10 protein-coding genes are annotated in these 13,988 nt (G+C 70.9%); 6 read left to right on the top strand and 4 right to left on the bottom strand.

Going from position 1 to position 13,988, the window contains the following annotated elements; all coding sequences use genetic code 11:
• Positions 1-847: 847 nt before the first annotated feature.
• From C3Y15_RS09970 to C3Y15_RS09960, 3 genes are read left to right on the top strand one after another with little or no spacing between them, the layout of a single operon-like run.
• The gene (locus tag C3Y15_RS09970) at positions 848-1,450 is read left to right on the top strand and encodes a DUF2760 domain-containing protein (protein WP_059567535.1); all 603 of its coding nucleotides are present in this window, start codon (positions 848-850) and stop codon (positions 1,448-1,450) included.
• Positions 1,447-3,288 (top strand): Hsp70 family protein, encoded by a 1,842-nt coding sequence (locus tag C3Y15_RS09965; RefSeq protein WP_011881383.1) that lies wholly within the window; start codon positions 1,447-1,449, stop codon positions 3,286-3,288. Before C3Y15_RS09970 ends, C3Y15_RS09965 begins: the two co-directional genes overlap by 4 nt.
• 5 nt (positions 3,289-3,293) lie before the next feature.
• Complete coding sequence (locus tag C3Y15_RS09960) at positions 3,294-6,032, top strand: Hsp70 family protein (protein WP_060042960.1); 2,739 nt, start codon at positions 3,294-3,296, stop codon at positions 6,030-6,032.
• Between the two features lie 54 nt (positions 6,033-6,086).
• Here the strand turns inward: C3Y15_RS09960 and C3Y15_RS09955 are convergent, their stop codons facing one another.
• The 4 genes from C3Y15_RS09955 to C3Y15_RS09940 are packed head-to-tail and all read right to left on the bottom strand — an operon-like array spanning position 6,087 to position 9,724.
• A complete protein-coding gene (locus C3Y15_RS09955) occupies positions 6,087-6,683 on the bottom strand; it encodes a peroxidase-related enzyme (RefSeq protein ID WP_014724477.1) in 597 nt (198 codons plus the stop codon).
• Positions 6,680-7,210 carry a hypothetical protein gene (locus tag C3Y15_RS09950; RefSeq protein ID WP_011881386.1) on the bottom strand — a complete coding sequence of 177 codons (531 nt, stop codon included), beginning with the start codon at positions 7,208-7,210 and terminating at the stop codon, positions 6,680-6,682. Before C3Y15_RS09950 ends, C3Y15_RS09955 begins: the two co-directional genes overlap by 4 nt.
• The gene (locus C3Y15_RS09945) at positions 7,203-8,687 is read right to left on the bottom strand and encodes an NAD(P)/FAD-dependent oxidoreductase (protein WP_059567593.1); all 1,485 of its coding nucleotides are present in this window, start codon (positions 8,685-8,687) and stop codon (positions 7,203-7,205) included. Before C3Y15_RS09945 ends, C3Y15_RS09950 begins: the two co-directional genes overlap by 8 nt.
• Positions 8,684-9,724, bottom strand: coding sequence for a LysR family transcriptional regulator (locus C3Y15_RS09940; RefSeq protein WP_069239941.1), 1,041 nt, complete (start codon positions 9,722-9,724; stop codon positions 8,684-8,686). Before C3Y15_RS09940 ends, C3Y15_RS09945 begins: the two co-directional genes overlap by 4 nt.
• A 355-nt stretch (positions 9,725-10,079) precedes the next feature.
• Between C3Y15_RS09940 and C3Y15_RS09930 the strand changes: the two genes are divergently transcribed.
• From C3Y15_RS09930 to C3Y15_RS09920, 3 genes are read left to right on the top strand one after another with little or no spacing between them, the layout of a single operon-like run.
• The gene (locus C3Y15_RS09930; RefSeq protein ID WP_011881389.1) at positions 10,080-11,273 is read left to right on the top strand and encodes an ABC transporter substrate-binding protein; all 1,194 of its coding nucleotides are present in this window, start codon (positions 10,080-10,082) and stop codon (positions 11,271-11,273) included.
• Between the two features lie 45 nt (positions 11,274-11,318).
• Positions 11,319-13,130, top strand: coding sequence for an ABC transporter permease (locus tag C3Y15_RS09925; protein WP_069239942.1), 1,812 nt, complete (start codon positions 11,319-11,321; stop codon positions 13,128-13,130).
• A gap of 11 nt (positions 13,131-13,141) precedes the next feature.
• Positions 13,142-13,981: an ABC transporter ATP-binding protein gene (locus C3Y15_RS09920; protein WP_011881391.1), complete on the top strand. Its 840-nt coding sequence runs from the start codon at positions 13,142-13,144 to the stop codon at positions 13,979-13,981.
• Positions 13,982-13,988: the final 7 nt, after the last annotated feature.

The raw sequence follows: 13,988 nt of genomic DNA, 5'->3' as shown, positions 1-13,988 counted from the left end.
GTCGAACCGGACGGCCCGCGATTGCGATCAGCGCAATCGCGGGCTGTTTTTGTATCGGTTGGGCGGGCGTGGGTGCGCTGCGCGGCCGGGATCGATGGTCGCGCTCGGCGCATTGAATCACGCGGGTTTTGTCGAGCCGTCGCGGTTGCCGGTTCGCGCTCATGGTCGGCTGGGCCCGACGCGAGGCGATGCGGCATGTCGTTCGCGTTTCTCTTGCGGCTCGCGTCGGCTTTGGCTTCGGTATCGCCATCGCCATCGCCGTAGAGTCATCGAGCCGACGAACGCTCGGCGCAAGCGCGTTCGAACGATGCGCAATCGCGGCCGGCCTGCAACGATCGCGGTTGCGCCCGCGCGTCGCATCGACGGATGGGTAGCCAGTCGGCAATACGCACGACGACGGCCCGCGTATCTTCTGCTGCCGATCTCACGCGAATGACCGGCCGCGACGGCGTCGGTTTCGACGACGACCGACGCCGTCGCCGCAATGCCGCGTCTGCGCCATCACACTCACTCGCGCGTGCATGCCACGAACGCATTCGCACGCCGATCCCAACCGCCAGCGAACCGCCACTCCGGCCCGGCACGGCCCCCCGCGCTATCGCGGCCGACGTCCTGCAGCAGGCCATCCGACGCATTCCTGCACGCCGCGAAAGCCGTCGCGCCCGTGTCCCGTCCCCCGGACTTCTGCCCGATTCGCCCGCCACAGGGCAAAATACGGGTTTTCCGCACCCGAGAGGGCGCGCCCGAACTACGCGCCGGGCCGGGCGGCGTGCGTTCCGCGCATGCCGCTGCCGGGCGCTCAGGCAAGCTGCTCGCCGCGTCGCGAGCCCACAGGAGTCCACACCCCATGCCCGAATCCAACCTGTCCTTCTTCGGCCGGCTGTCGCTGGCCGTCGGCACGTTCTTCTCCGTGCTCGGCAACCGCGAGTTCGCGGCCGGCGTGCTGCGCGTGCGCGACGGCGCCGCGGCACCGATCGCACCGGCACCGGTTGCGCCGGCACCGGCCGCGGCGCCCGCACCCGCACCTCCTCCCGCACCGGCCAAGGCGCCGGCGCCCGAACTGCGCGAAGCGAGCCCGCAAGCCGCGCTTCAACTGCTCGGCCTGCTGCAGCGCGATGCGCGTTTCATCGATTTCGTCGAGGAAGACATCGCCGGCTATGCGGACGCCGACATCGGCGCAGCCGCGCGCCTCGTGCACGACGGTTGCCGCGCCGCGCTGCGCGAACACTTCACGATCGTGCCGGTACGCGACGAAGCGGAAGGCACGCGCGTGACGCTGCCGGCCGGCTTCGACGCGACGGCCGTGCGCGTGACCGGCAACGTGGTCGGCGCCGCGCCGTTCACGGGCACCGTCAGCCATCGCGGCTGGCGCGTGGCCGACGTGCGCCTGCCGAAGCTGACGGGCAGCCACGACGCATCGGTGATCGCACCGGCGGAGGTGGAACTGTGAGCGATCCGCGCTATTCGATCGGTATCGATCTCGGCACGACCCACTGCGCGCTGTCCTACGTCGACAGCGCCGCGAGCGACGGCGAGAAGATCGTGCAGCAGGTGCTGCCGATCGCCCAGCTGACCGCGCCCGGCGCACTGGAGTCGCGCGACCTGCTGCCGTCGTTTCTGTATCTGCCGCACGAGAGCGAGCTCACGCAGGGCGACCTGACGCTGCCGTGGACGGCGTCGCGCAATTTCGCGGTCGGCGAGATGGCGCGCACGCGCGGCGCCGGCACGCCGATTCGGCTGGTGTCGAGCGCGAAGAGCTGGCTGTGCCACCCCGGCGTCGATCGCCGCGCGGCGATCCTGCCGAGCGATGCGCCGCCCGAAGTCGCGCGCGTGTCGCCGCTGGAAAGCTCGACGCGCTACCTCACGCATCTGCGCGAAGCGTGGGACCACGCGCATCCGGACGCGCCGTTCGCCGATCAGGACGTGACGGTCACGATCCCCGCGTCGTTCGACCCGGCCGCGCGCGAGCTGACGGCCGAGGCCGCGCGCGCGGCCGGCTACGCGCGGATGACGCTGCTCGAGGAGCCGCAGGCGGCGCTCTACAGCTGGATCCAGAAGAGCGAAGGCGGCTGGCGCAAGCAGGTGCAGGTCGGCGATCTGATCCTGTGCGTGGACGTCGGCGGCGGCACGACCGACCTGTCGCTGATCGCGGTGGTCGAACGCGACGGCAATCTCGAACTGCATCGCGTCGCGGTGGGCGAGCACATCCTGCTCGGCGGCGACAACATGGACCTCGCGCTCGCGCACGTGGTCGCGCGCAAGCTCGCGCAGAACGGCACGCAGGCCGATCCGTGGCAGCTGCGCGCGCTGACCTACGCGTGCCGCTCGGCGAAGGAAACGCTGCTGTCCGACCCGACGACGGATGCGGTGCCGCTCGTCGTGCCGAGCCGCGGTTCGAAGCTGATCGGCGGGTCGATCCGCACCGAACTGACGCGCGCGGAACTCACGCAGACGATCCTCGAAGGCTTCTTCCCGCAGGTCGATGCGGCGGCGCGGCCGGTGAGCCGCGCGCGCGTCGGCCTCACGCAGCTCGGCTTGCCGTATGCGCAGGACGCGGGCATCACGCGCCATCTGGCGGCGTTCCTCGGCCGTCAGGTCGCGGCGCTCGACGCGCTCGACGGCGTGGCGCGCACGCTGCCGGCGGGCGCGACGTTCCTGCATCCGACCGCGGTGCTGTTCAACGGCGGCGTGTTCAAGTCGGCGCTGCTCACGCAGCGCGTGCTCGATACGCTGAACGGCTGGCTCGCCGCGGAAGGCGCGCCGGCCGCCCGCCTGCTCGAAGGCGCGGACCTCGATCTCGCCGTCGCGCGCGGCGCGGCCTACTACGGCTACGTGAAGCGCGGCCGCGGCGTGCGCATTCGCGGTGGCACGGCGCGTGCGTACTACGTCGCGATCGAATCGGCGATGCCCGCGGTGCCGGGGCTCGAGCCGCCGGTGCAGGCGCTGTGCGTCGCGCCGTTCGGGATGGAGGAGGGCACCGATGCGGCGCTGCCGCCGCAGGAGTTCGGCCTCGTCGTCGGCGAGCCGGTGCAGTTCCGCTTCTTCGGGTCGTCGGTGCGCCGCCAGGATCAGGTCGGCACGCTGCTCGACTACTGGTCGCCGGATGAATTGCAGGAGCTCGAGGAAATCCAGGCGACGCTGCCCGCCGACGGACGCACCGTCGGCGAGATCGTGCCGGTCAAGCTGCATGCGCGCGTGACCGAAGCCGGCACGCTCGAGCTCGAGGCGATCCCGAGCGGCACGAGCGAGCGCTGGAAGGTCGAGTTCGACGTGCGCGGCGCCGCCTGAGCGCGATGAAGCGCTATACGGTCGGTATCGACCTCGGCACCAGCAACACCGTCGTCGCGTACGTCGAGGCCGGCTCCGACGCGATCCGCGTGTTCGACGTCGAGCAGCTGGTCGGCCCCGGCGCGGTGGCTGCGCAGCCGCTGCTGCCGTCGGTGCGCTATCACCCGGCGGCCGGCGAACTGCCGGCCGACGCGATCGCGCTGCCGTGGACGGCCGGCAATGCGGCCGACGCCGTGCCGGCCGTGATCGGCCGCTACGCGCGCACGCTCGGCGCACAGGTGCCGGGCCGGCTCGTCAGCAGCGCGAAGAGCTGGCTGTCGAACGCAGCGGTGGACCGGCTCGCGGCGATCCTGCCGTGGGGCGGCGCCGACGGCGTCGCCAAGGTGTCGCCGGTCGATGCGAGCGCGAGCTACCTCGCGCACGTGCGCGCGGCCTGGGACGCGCACTTCCCCGATGCGCCGCTCGCGCAGCAGGACGTCATTCTGACCGTGCCAGCGTCGTTCGACGACGGCGCGCGTGCGTTGACCGTCGAAGCCGCGCGGCGCGCGCAACTGCCGGCGTTGCGCTTGCTGGAGGAGCCGCAGGCCGCATTCTACGACTGGCTGTACGGTCAGCGCGCGACGCTGCGCGCTACCTTCGCCGCGCCGCGGCGCGTGCTGATCTGCGACGTCGGCGGCGGCACGACCGATCTGACGCTCGTCGACGTCGCACCGGGCGACGACGGCGAACCGACCTTCACGCGCGTGGGCGTCGGCAATCACCTGATGCTCGGCGGCGACAACATGGACCTCGCGCTCGCGCGCCTGGTCGAGCCGCGCCTGACCGAGCCCGGCACGCGGCTGTCGGCCGCGAGCCTGTCGCAGCTCGTCGAACGTTGCCGCGCGGCCAAGGAGCGGCTGCTCGGCGCCGCTGCGCCGGCGTCCGTCACCGTGACGCTGCTCGGCGCGGGCAGCCGGCTCGTCGGCGGCGCGCGTTCGACCGAGCTGACGCGCGCGGAGGTCGAGCAGATCGTCGTCGACGGTTTCTTTCCGCAGGTCGACGCGAACGACATGCCGCGCCGCACGCGCGCCGCGATCGTCGAGTTCGGCTTGCCGTACGCGAGCGATCCGGCCGTCACGCGCCACGTCGCCGCGTTCCTGAATCGTCACGCGCAGGGGCCGCTGCCCGACACGCTGCTGCTCAACGGCGGCGTGTTCCGCGCGGACGCGCTCGCCGGCCGCCTCGCGCAGACGCTCGGCGCATGGCGCGGCGCGCCGCTCGACGTGCTGCACAACGCGCATCCGGACGTGGCGGTCGCACGCGGCGCGGTGGCCTATGGGCTCGCGCGCGGCGGGCATGCACCGCGCATCGGCGGCGGCTCCGCGCGCAGCTATTTCCTCGTGCTGGACGACGGCGGCGATGCCGCCGCCGCGCCGCGCGGCGTGTGTCTGTTGCCGCGCGGCACCGACGAAGGCCGCGAGCTCCCGCTCGATGCGCGCACGTTCGCGCTGCAGCTCGGACAGCCGGTGCGATTCCATCTGGTGTCGACGGTCGCCGACACGGCCTATCGGCCCGGCGATCTCGTCGAACTCGCCGGCGGCGACTTCGTGCGGCTGCCGCCGATCGCGACGGTCATCGACCGGCAGGCGGGCGGCGGCGCACGCGAAACACCGGTGAAGCTCACCGCGTCGCTGACCGAGGTCGGCACGCTCGAAATGCACTGCATCGCGACCGATGATGCGTCGCGGCGCTGGCGGCTCGAATTCCAGCTGCGCGGCGATGCGCCCAGCCCCGGCGATGTCGACGGGCCCGCGCGCCATCCGCGGCTCGATCAGGCGATCGAGTTGATCGACCGCTCGTTCGGCGGCAAGGCAGCGAACGTCGAGCCGAAGGACACGCGGCGGTTGCGCGCGCAACTGGAGCAGGTGCTCGGCCCGCGCGACGAGTGGGACGTCGCGCTCGCGCGCGAGCTGTTCGACGCGTTGCTCGCGCGTGCGCGTCGCCGCCGCCGTTCGGCCGATCACGAGCGCGCGTGGCTGAACCTCGCCGGCTATTGCGTGCGTCCTGGCTTCGGCCATCCGCTCGACGCGTGGCGCATCGAGCAGCTGTGGCCGCTGTTCGACGACGGGATCCAGTACGTGAACGACGCGCAGGTGTGGTCCGAATGGTGGACGCTGTGGCGGCGTGCGGCCGGCGGCCTCGACGACGATGCGCAGGCGCAGGTGCGCGACGCGATCGCGTTCCTCGAACCGTCCGACGACAAGCGCCGCAAGCTGCCGTTCGACCCGGCCAAGGTCGGGCCGGCCGACATGACGCGCTTGTCCGCGTCGCTCGAGCGATTGCCGGTCGAGCGCAAGGTGGAACTGGGCGAGCGGTTGATCGCGCAGTTGCAGAAGCCGGCCGAGCGCACGCTGTGCGCGTGGGCGCTCGGGCGCATCGGTGCGCGGCGGCCGTTCTACGGCAGCGCGCACAGCGTCGTGCCGGCCGACGTCGCGCAGCGCTGGCTCGATGCGCTGTTCGCGCTCGACTGGAAGCAGGTCGAACCGGCGGCGTTCGCGGTCGCGCAGATCGCGCGGATGACGGGCGATCGCGAACGCGATCTGCCGGACGACACGCGTGCGGCGGTGATCAAGCGGCTGTCGGCGGCGAACGCGTCGGCCGCCTGGATCGACATGGTGCGCGAAGCGATCGCGTTCGATGAAGCGGACACGGCGCGCGTGTTCGGGGAGACGTTGCCGGCGGGGTTGAAGCTGCTGGAGGGTTGAGCGAACGGCCGGGCGCCGCATCGACGGCTCGCCGGCCGGCGAGCAGCGCCACCGTCAAGTGTTCGTCGTGGCCTGCGGAAACACCGGTTCGCCGAGCGTCAGCATCAAGCGGTTCGCCCACGCGAAGATCGCGATCGCATGCGACAGGTCGAGTATTTCGTCATGAGCGAGTCCCGCGGCCTCGAGCGCGGCGATGTCGCTGTCGTCCACCGTGTCGGGCCGCTCGGTTAGCGCGATCGCATAGCGGACGATCGCGCGTTCGCGCGCGTTCGTCCCCGCCGTCGATGGGTCTTCAAATACCTGCTCGATCGAATCGCTGCGTTTCGCGAGCTGCGTGAAGCGTTGCGCATGGACCGATGCGCAGTACACGCAGCCATTCACACGCGACACCACCGTGCTCGCCAGTTCCCGCTCCGCGCGCGACAGTCCGCCGGGGCCGTACATGATCGCGTTGAACACGGCCGAGCGTTGCCGCAGGATCTCGGGCTGATGCACGAGCAGCAGGTAATAGTCGGACGTCGTTGCGTGCGGATGGCTCGCCTCGAGCACGTCGAGCTGCTCCGCGGTGGCGCGTTCGAGCGGCACCGTATCGAGCCACGCACGCCAGCCGAGCGTGTCGGACGTGAAGCCGTGGGAGGTGACCGTGGTCATGCGGCCTCCCGCGCGACGCGCGTGTGCAACGCGCTGGCCGCCGCCGCGACGCGCAGCTGATACGCGACGAACGCGACGAGCTGCGACAACGCAACGATTGCCGCCGTCGTGAATCCCGCCGACTTCAGTGCGGCGAGATCGGACGCGTGTGCGTCGACGGGCGACAGCGTCAGGCGCCGCGCATGCGCGAGCAGCGCACCCAGACGGCGCGGCAGCGCATCGAATGCGTCGGCGTCGGCGCGCGCGATGTCGTCCGGCGTGCCGCCCGCCTCGATCAGCCGCGCGTGGTAGGTCGCGGCGAGTGCGTGCGCACTCGATCGCTGCGCGACGTAGCGCGCCGCATGCAGACGCTCGATGAGCGAAAGATCGGGCAGCGCGGCATCGAACAGCGCGGCTTCGCTCAACTGCGTATGGCGCAGCACCTTCTCGCGCGCGCGGCGCAGTGCGGCGACCGGACTGTCGTCGCGCAGCCCGGCGACCGCGTCGATCGTATCCGGCGCGGCGGCCGGCGGTTGGGTATCAATCATCGTGGTGGGTTCCGGTGGTCACGGGTGTCGTGGAAGGCGCCGTCCACGCGTCGGCGTCGCGCCATTCGTCGCCATGCAGCTCCGCGTTGGCGAACGCGACGAGCGCGTCGTAGTGGCGGTCGCGATCGTCGTCGAACAGCCGGCTCGCGATGCCGCGCGCGAGCCGTCCCGCGCCCGCGCTGATCGCGGGGATGTCGCCGGACAGCTTGCCGTGGCTCAGACTCGCCGCATTGTTGAAGCAGTGGATGCGCGTGACGGCTGGGCATGCGCCGCGCTCGCGTTCCTGGAACGCGAACGCGGGACCGAGATCGGGCGACTCGGCGAGTTCGTCGAGCCAGGTGCCGGGCGGCGGTTGGTAGCGATCCTTCCAGCGCCGCACATGCGGCCCGAACGATGCGAATTCCGTGCGCGTGGTCCAATCGGAATGGAAGCCCGTCGCGAAGATCAGGAAATCGACCGTGTAGCGACCGCGCGGCGTGACGACCTGCAGCCCGTCATGAGCGTCGACCAGCGTTTCGATCGGGCTGGCCGCATGGAAGTACGCGTGCGGGTGCCGCGACACGCGCAGCACGCTCTCGCGCGGCGGCGGTGTCTGCGACGTCAGCGCATAGTGCATGAAGCGCCACTTCGTCGCGTCGTCGAGCGCGGCGAAGCCATGCACGAGGCCCGGGCTGCCGATGCCGGTCAGCTTGTTGATGCGCGGAATGTCCGCGCGACGGAACAGCAGGTCGACGCGAGCGGCGCCTGCCTCGAGTGCGGTACCGGCATTGTCGAACGCGGACGCGCCCGCGCCCACCACGCCGACGCGCTTGCCGGCGAGCGCCGCGAAATCGATCGGCTCGGACGAATGCGCCCAGCGCGTGCGCGGCACGCGTTGCGCGACGGGCGGAACGTACGGGCCGCCGAGTCCGTCGCGGCCGGTCGCCAGTACGACGTGACGCGCGAGCACCGTCCGCGTTGCGCCGCTCGCTTGCAAGTCGAGCGCAAGCAGGCCGTCGTCACGCGGGCGCAGTGCGACGAGCGTGGTGTCGTTGTGCACCGACAGGTCGAGCACGCGGCGGTACCAGCGCAGATAGTCCATCCACTGCGTGCGCGGGATCTTGTAGAGCGCATCCCATGCGTCGCGGCCGTGGCAGGCTTCGAACCACGCGCGAAAGGTCAGTGCGGGGAGCCCGAGCGCGGGGCCGGCGAGCTGCTTTGGCGAGCGCAACGTCTCCATCCGCGCGAAGGTGACCCACGGGCCTTCATAGCCGGCCGGCGCGCGGTCGATCACGCATTGGTTGTCGATGCCGAGCAGACGCAGCTCGGCCGACGCCGCGAGCCCTGCCATGCCGCCGCCGACGATCGCGACGTCGAGTACGCGCGCACCGTCGACCTCGCGCGGCGGCACCCACGACGGCGGGGGCAGGTCGAGCCAGCGCAGGTCCTGCGCGACACGTGCTTCCAGTGCCGCGAGTGTGTCGGGCGTCGCCGTCATGCGGCCTCCTTGCGGGCGCCGCGCGCGTGCGCGGTTCGGGTCGATCGGGTAGGGCGCGTCGCGCGAGCCGGGCGCGCGTCGCCGTCGGTGCGCGGCCGGTCGCCGCGCATCCACGCGTCGTGCACAGATGCATCGTGAAAGATCACGCCGTCGAGGAGTGTGCGCGTCGTGCGCTGCAGCGCGTCGAGCAGCGCGTCGACGGCGGCCGTGCGCGGCTTGCCGGCCGGCGTCGCGACGCCGAACGCAAACGGTATGTCCGCATCGAGCGGGCGTACGACGACGCCTTCGACCGGCAGTGCGACGCCCGTTGCCGGATCGACGATCGCGATCCCGAGCGCGGCGCGCGCGGCCATCACGGCATTCAGCGATGCGTTGGTCTCGACGAATACACGGACGTCGACACGTGCTGCGGCCAACGCCGCATCGATGCGCTGGCGCAGCCGGTGCCGGTTCGCGACCGTCACGATGCGGCGCCGCGCGAGATCGCGCAGTGTGATACGCGGCTTGGTCGCGAGCGGATCGGCCGCGGCCAGCACGGCGACGCAACGGGCTTGCGCGATCCAGTGCACGTCGAGCCCGGCATGCGCGATCGGCAACGTGACGACGCCGATATCGGCGGTGCCTGCCAGCACTTCGTGCACGACGTGTTCGGCCGATTCGCTGCGCAGCTGGTAATGCGGCGCGTGCGCGCCGTCGGGCAGCGCGGCGAGCGCGGCCGGCACGAGCGCGGCCGCGAGCGAAGGCGTGGCCGCGATGCGCACGGGCTCGGCCGTTTCGTCGCCGAGTGCGCGTGCCCGCGCTTCGATCGCGCGCAGGCCGACGAGCGAACGCTCGACTTCGTCGTAGAGCAGGAACGCGCGGCGCGTCGGCGTGACGCGGGGGCCGTGCCGGTCGAACAGCGCATAGCCGAGATCGGCTTCGAGCTCCTGGATCTGCCGCGTGACGGCCGGCTGCGAACGGCCGAGCAGTTCGCCCGCGCCGGTGACGCTGCCGGCCGACATGACCGCCGAAAATGCTTCGAGTTGATGCAACTCCATGGCGCGTTCCGATGATGCAATGTGCGCATTGTAGGAGCGCCAGCATGCGTGATTCATATAATGATTTTTGCTATCGACAGCGCGAAAAGTGCGAAGCGCGGGCGCACCGCGCGGAGTTCGATTACGTGCATGCGTGCCGGTCCCGCACGGCCGCGCATGTCGAACCTCAATCGAATCAAAGCGCTGCGCCGCGTACGCACGCGCCGTGCATGTGCGCCGCACGCCGATGCATCGACGCACGCGTTCGGCTTCGCGCCGCGTGCGATATCGATATGCGCAAAACTTCGTTGGAACGCCCTGAGGCAGATGGTTACATGCCGTCACTCTTTTCGATTGGCGGACGGCTGGGGGGCGTATGAAGGTATCGGGCATCGACACACGCGGCGCATGGCGGCGCGCACTGGGCACGGTTGCGGCGCTGGCTGCCGCATGGGGTTTGTCGACGGGCGGCGCGCTCGCCGCGGGCGTATCGGGCGAGCCGCTGGTGATCGGCGTGAGCGGACCGCTCACCGGGCAGGACGCGCAATACGGCGAGCAATGGAAGCGCGGCTTCGATCTCGCGCTCGACGAGATCAACGGCAGCGGCGGCATCCATGGCCGCCCGCTCGCGGTGGATTTCCAGGACAGCCGCAGCGACCCGCGCCAAGCGGTCGCGATCGCGCAGAAATTCGTCGCCGATCCGCGCATCGTGATCGAGCTCGGCGACTTCTCCAGCGCGACGTCGATGGCCGCGTCGCCGATCTACCAGCGCGGGCAGCTGATTCAGTTCGGCTTCACGAATTCGCATCCCGATTTCACGAAGGGCGGCGACTACCTGTGGAGCACCGCGCTCAGTCAGGCCGAGGAGCAGCCGCTGCTGGCGCGTTACGCGGTGAAGGAGCTCGGCTTCAAGCGGATTGCGGTGCTGTACCTGAACACCGACTGGGGCCGCACGAGCAAGGACATCTTCGCGAAGGCGGCGGCGGGGCTCGGCGCGCAGGTCGTCGCGGCCGAAGGCTACCAGCCGGCGGAGAAGGACTTCCGCTCGACGCTCGTGCGCATCGGTGCGTCGAAGCCCGATTCGATCGTGCTGATCTCGTATTACGCCGACGGCGCGCAGATCGTGCGTCAGGCGCGTAGCGCGGGCCTCGCGTTGCCGATCGCGGCGGTCGGCTCCGTGTATTCGCCGAAATTCCTCGAACTGGGCGGCACGGCCGTGGAAGGCGTCTATACCGAGTCGAACTTTTTCCCGGCCGAACCGCGTCCGGAAGTGCAGGCGTTCGTGCAGCGCTATCGCGCGAAATATCATGCGGATCCCGATTCGTTCGTGGCGCGCGCGTACGACGCGCTGATCCTGTCGGCCGACGTGCTGCGCCGCTACGGGACCACGCGTGCGGCCGCGCACGACGGCTTCGCGAAGGTGAGCGACGTGCCGAGCGTGATCTTCGGCAAGGTGCGCTTCGACCCGCAGACGCGCCGTGTCGCGGGCGCCCGCACCGTCTATCTCGTGGTGAAGCAGGGGCAGTGGGCGCTGTGGGACGGCGCGAAGCCGCAGCTCGCCGCGCGCTGATCCAGCGCGCGCCCTGACCCGCATGCTTTCGACGGACGTATCGTGATGGCTTCCTGGCTCGACTACACGCTCAACGGTCTCATCGTCGGCAACATCTACGCGTTGCTCGCGGTCGGGCTCGCGTTGATCTTCGGCGTGTCGCATCTGATCAACTTCGCGCACGGCTCGGTCTACATGGTGGGCGCGTTCGTCGGCTGGCTGTGCCTGACGCGCTTCGGCCTGCCGCTGCCCGTCGCGCTCGCGGCGGTGGTCGCGGGCTGCGCGGCGCTCGGCATCGCGATCGAGCGCATCGGGCTGCGGCCGTTGCGCCACGCGGCGCGGATCGCGCCGCTGCTCGCGACGATCGGCATCAGTTTCATCCTCGATCAGCTCGTGCAGCTCGTGTTCGGCGCCGATCCGCGCGCCGTGCCGACGCCGTTGCCCGACTGGCACGTGCGGATCGCGGGCGCGACGCTCGGCGCGCTCGACCTGCTGATCGCGGGCATCGGCATCGCGGCGGCCGCACTGCTGTACGGATTCCTGCGCTTCACGCGGCTCGGCTGGGCCGTGCGCGCCACTGCGCAGGACCGCGACGCGGCGCTGCAAATGGGCGTCGACGTCGATCGCGTGAACCAGGCCGTGTTCGCAATCGCATGCGCGCTCGGCGGCGTCAGCGGGCTGCTGGTCGGCATGTACTACAACAGCATCGATCCTGCGATGGGCTTCCAGGCGACGCTCAAGGGCGTGGTCGCGCTGCTGATCGGCGGGCTCGGCAACGTGCCGGGCGCGATTGCGGGCAGCCTGCTGCTCGGTCTCGTCGAAAGCTACGGCGTCGCGCTGTTCGGGACGAGCTATCGCGACCTGTTCGCGTTCGGGCTGCTGATCGTGTTCCTGGTATGGCGGCCGAACGGGCTGTTCAGCGCGAAGCGCGCGCTGCCGCCCGAGCCGATGACCGGCACCTTCCTCGCCGCTGCGAGGCACGTACGCGTGTCGCGCCCGGCCGTCGCGGCGCTGATCGTGCTGGCTGCCGCGCTGCCGTGGCTCGGCGCGTCGCCGTATGTGCTGCAGACACTGACCAACGCGTGGCTGTACGGGCTGCTCGCACTGAGCCTCACGCTGGTGGCCGGCACGGTCGGGCAGATCTCGCTCGGCCATGCGGCGCTGCTCGTGATCGGCGCGTATGCATCGGCGCTGCTGTCGTCGGATCTCGGCTGGTCGCCGGCCGTGACGATCCCGTGTGCGGGCGCGATCACCGCGGCGCTCGGCACGCTGCTCGTCTATCCGGCATTCCGCTTGCGCGGCCACTACGTGTCGATCGCGACGCTCGGCATCGGCGAAGTGGTGAGCCTCGTGATCCTGAACTGGGACGGCCTCACGCGCGGCCCGCTCGGCATCACCGGCATCGCGCCGCTGCCGTGGGCGAGCACCGCGCGCGCCGCGTACTGGTTCGCACTCGCGGTGCTCGTCGTGCTGGCGCTGCTGCAGGTGCGGCTGCTGCGCTCGCATCTCGGCCGTACGCTGCGCGCGGTGCGCGAGGACGACGTCGCCGCACGCGCGCACGGCATCGCGCCGAATCGCTACAAGGCGATCGCATTCGCGGTCGGCGGCGTGGCGGCCGGCGTGAGCGGCGGAATCGCCGCGCATCTGTACAGCTACATCAATCACCAGACCTTCGATTCGCAGGTCTCGATCCTTGCGTTGACGATGGTGATCCTCGGCGGGCTCGGCAACGTGCTTGGCGGTATCGTCGGCGCGGTTGCGCTGATCGGGCTGCCCGAGCTGTTCCGCTGGGCGGCCGACTATCGGATGCTGATCTACGGCGTCGTGCTGGTGCTGCTCGTCCGGTTCCGGCCGCAGGGCCTGCTCGGCACCGTGTAAGGAGAAATGCGATGACCACTCGTCGACCGTTGCTCGACGTGCGCGGATTGACACGCCGCTTCGACGGCGTGACCGCGCTCGACGCCGCGAGCCTGACGCTCGCCGACGGCGAATTGCTGAGCGTGATCGGCCCGAACGGCGCGGGCAAGTCGACGCTGTTCAACCTGATCGCGGGCGCGGACCGTCCCGACGCCGGCCGCGTGACGTTCGACGGGAGCGACATCACCGGCGTCGCACCGGAGCGGCTCGCGGCGCTCGGCATCGCGCGCACGTTTCAGCACGGCCGCGTGTTCGGCAACCTGAGCGTGCTCGACAACGTATTGATCGGCGCCCATGCGCGGCTGCGGGCGGCGCGACGCGGCTGGCCGGTGCTCGGCGCGGCGGCCGAGGTATGGCGCGCGCTGGTGCGGCCCGCGTCGGTGCGGCGCGAGGAAGCCGCGTTGCGCGCCGAAGCGCGCGACATCGTCGCGCGATTCGGCGAGCGGCTCGCGCCGCGCATCGATCACCCGGCGCATAGCCTGTCGTATGCGAACCGCCGACGCGTCGAGATCGGCCGCGCGCTCGCGCTGCACCCGCGCCTGCTGCTGCTCGACGAGCCGACCGCCGGGATGAACGAGACCGAGACCGCCGAGATGCTGCAACTGATCCAGTCGCTGAAGGCGGGCGGCCTGACGATCCTGCTGATCGAACACAAGCTCGAGCTCGTGATGCGCGTATCCGATCGCGTGATGGTGCTCGACAACGGCGTGAAGATCGCCGAAGGCGCGCCGCGCGACGTGCGGCACGATCCGCGCGTGATCGAGGCCTATCTCGGGCGCCGCCATGCGGACGCCGCGCGCGCGGCGGCATGAGCCCACC

Origin of the sequence: Burkholderia sp. B10 (assembly GCF_004368385.1) — a bacterium.
Classification (GTDB): domain Bacteria; phylum Pseudomonadota; class Gammaproteobacteria; order Burkholderiales; family Burkholderiaceae; genus Burkholderia; species Burkholderia vietnamiensis.
Note: the sequence above shows the minus strand (reverse complement) of the source record. Positions and strands in the feature narration are given on the sequence as shown.

Excerpts from the sequence above, each read along its gene's own strand:
- C3Y15_RS09945 (WP_059567593.1), bottom strand. The coding sequence starts at position 8,687 with ATGACGGCGACGCCCGACACACTCGCGGCACTGGAAGCACGTGTCGCG.
- C3Y15_RS09930 (WP_011881389.1), top strand. The coding sequence starts at position 10,080 with ATGAAGGTATCGGGCATCGACACACGCGGCGCATGGCGGCGCGCACTG.
- C3Y15_RS09950 (WP_011881386.1), bottom strand. The coding sequence starts at position 7,210 with ATGATTGATACCCAACCGCCGGCCGCCGCGCCGGATACGATCGACGCG.
- C3Y15_RS09960 (WP_060042960.1), top strand. The coding sequence starts at position 3,294 with ATGAAGCGCTATACGGTCGGTATCGACCTCGGCACCAGCAACACCGTC.
- C3Y15_RS09940 (WP_069239941.1), bottom strand. The coding sequence starts at position 9,724 with ATGGAGTTGCATCAACTCGAAGCATTTTCGGCGGTCATGTCGGCCGGC.
- C3Y15_RS09920 (WP_011881391.1), top strand. The coding sequence starts at position 13,142 with ATGACCACTCGTCGACCGTTGCTCGACGTGCGCGGATTGACACGCCGC.
- C3Y15_RS09955 (WP_014724477.1), bottom strand. The coding sequence starts at position 6,683 with ATGACCACGGTCACCTCCCACGGCTTCACGTCCGACACGCTCGGCTGG.
- C3Y15_RS09925 (WP_069239942.1), top strand. The coding sequence starts at position 11,319 with ATGGCTTCCTGGCTCGACTACACGCTCAACGGTCTCATCGTCGGCAAC.
- C3Y15_RS09970 (WP_059567535.1), top strand. The coding sequence starts at position 848 with ATGCCCGAATCCAACCTGTCCTTCTTCGGCCGGCTGTCGCTGGCCGTC.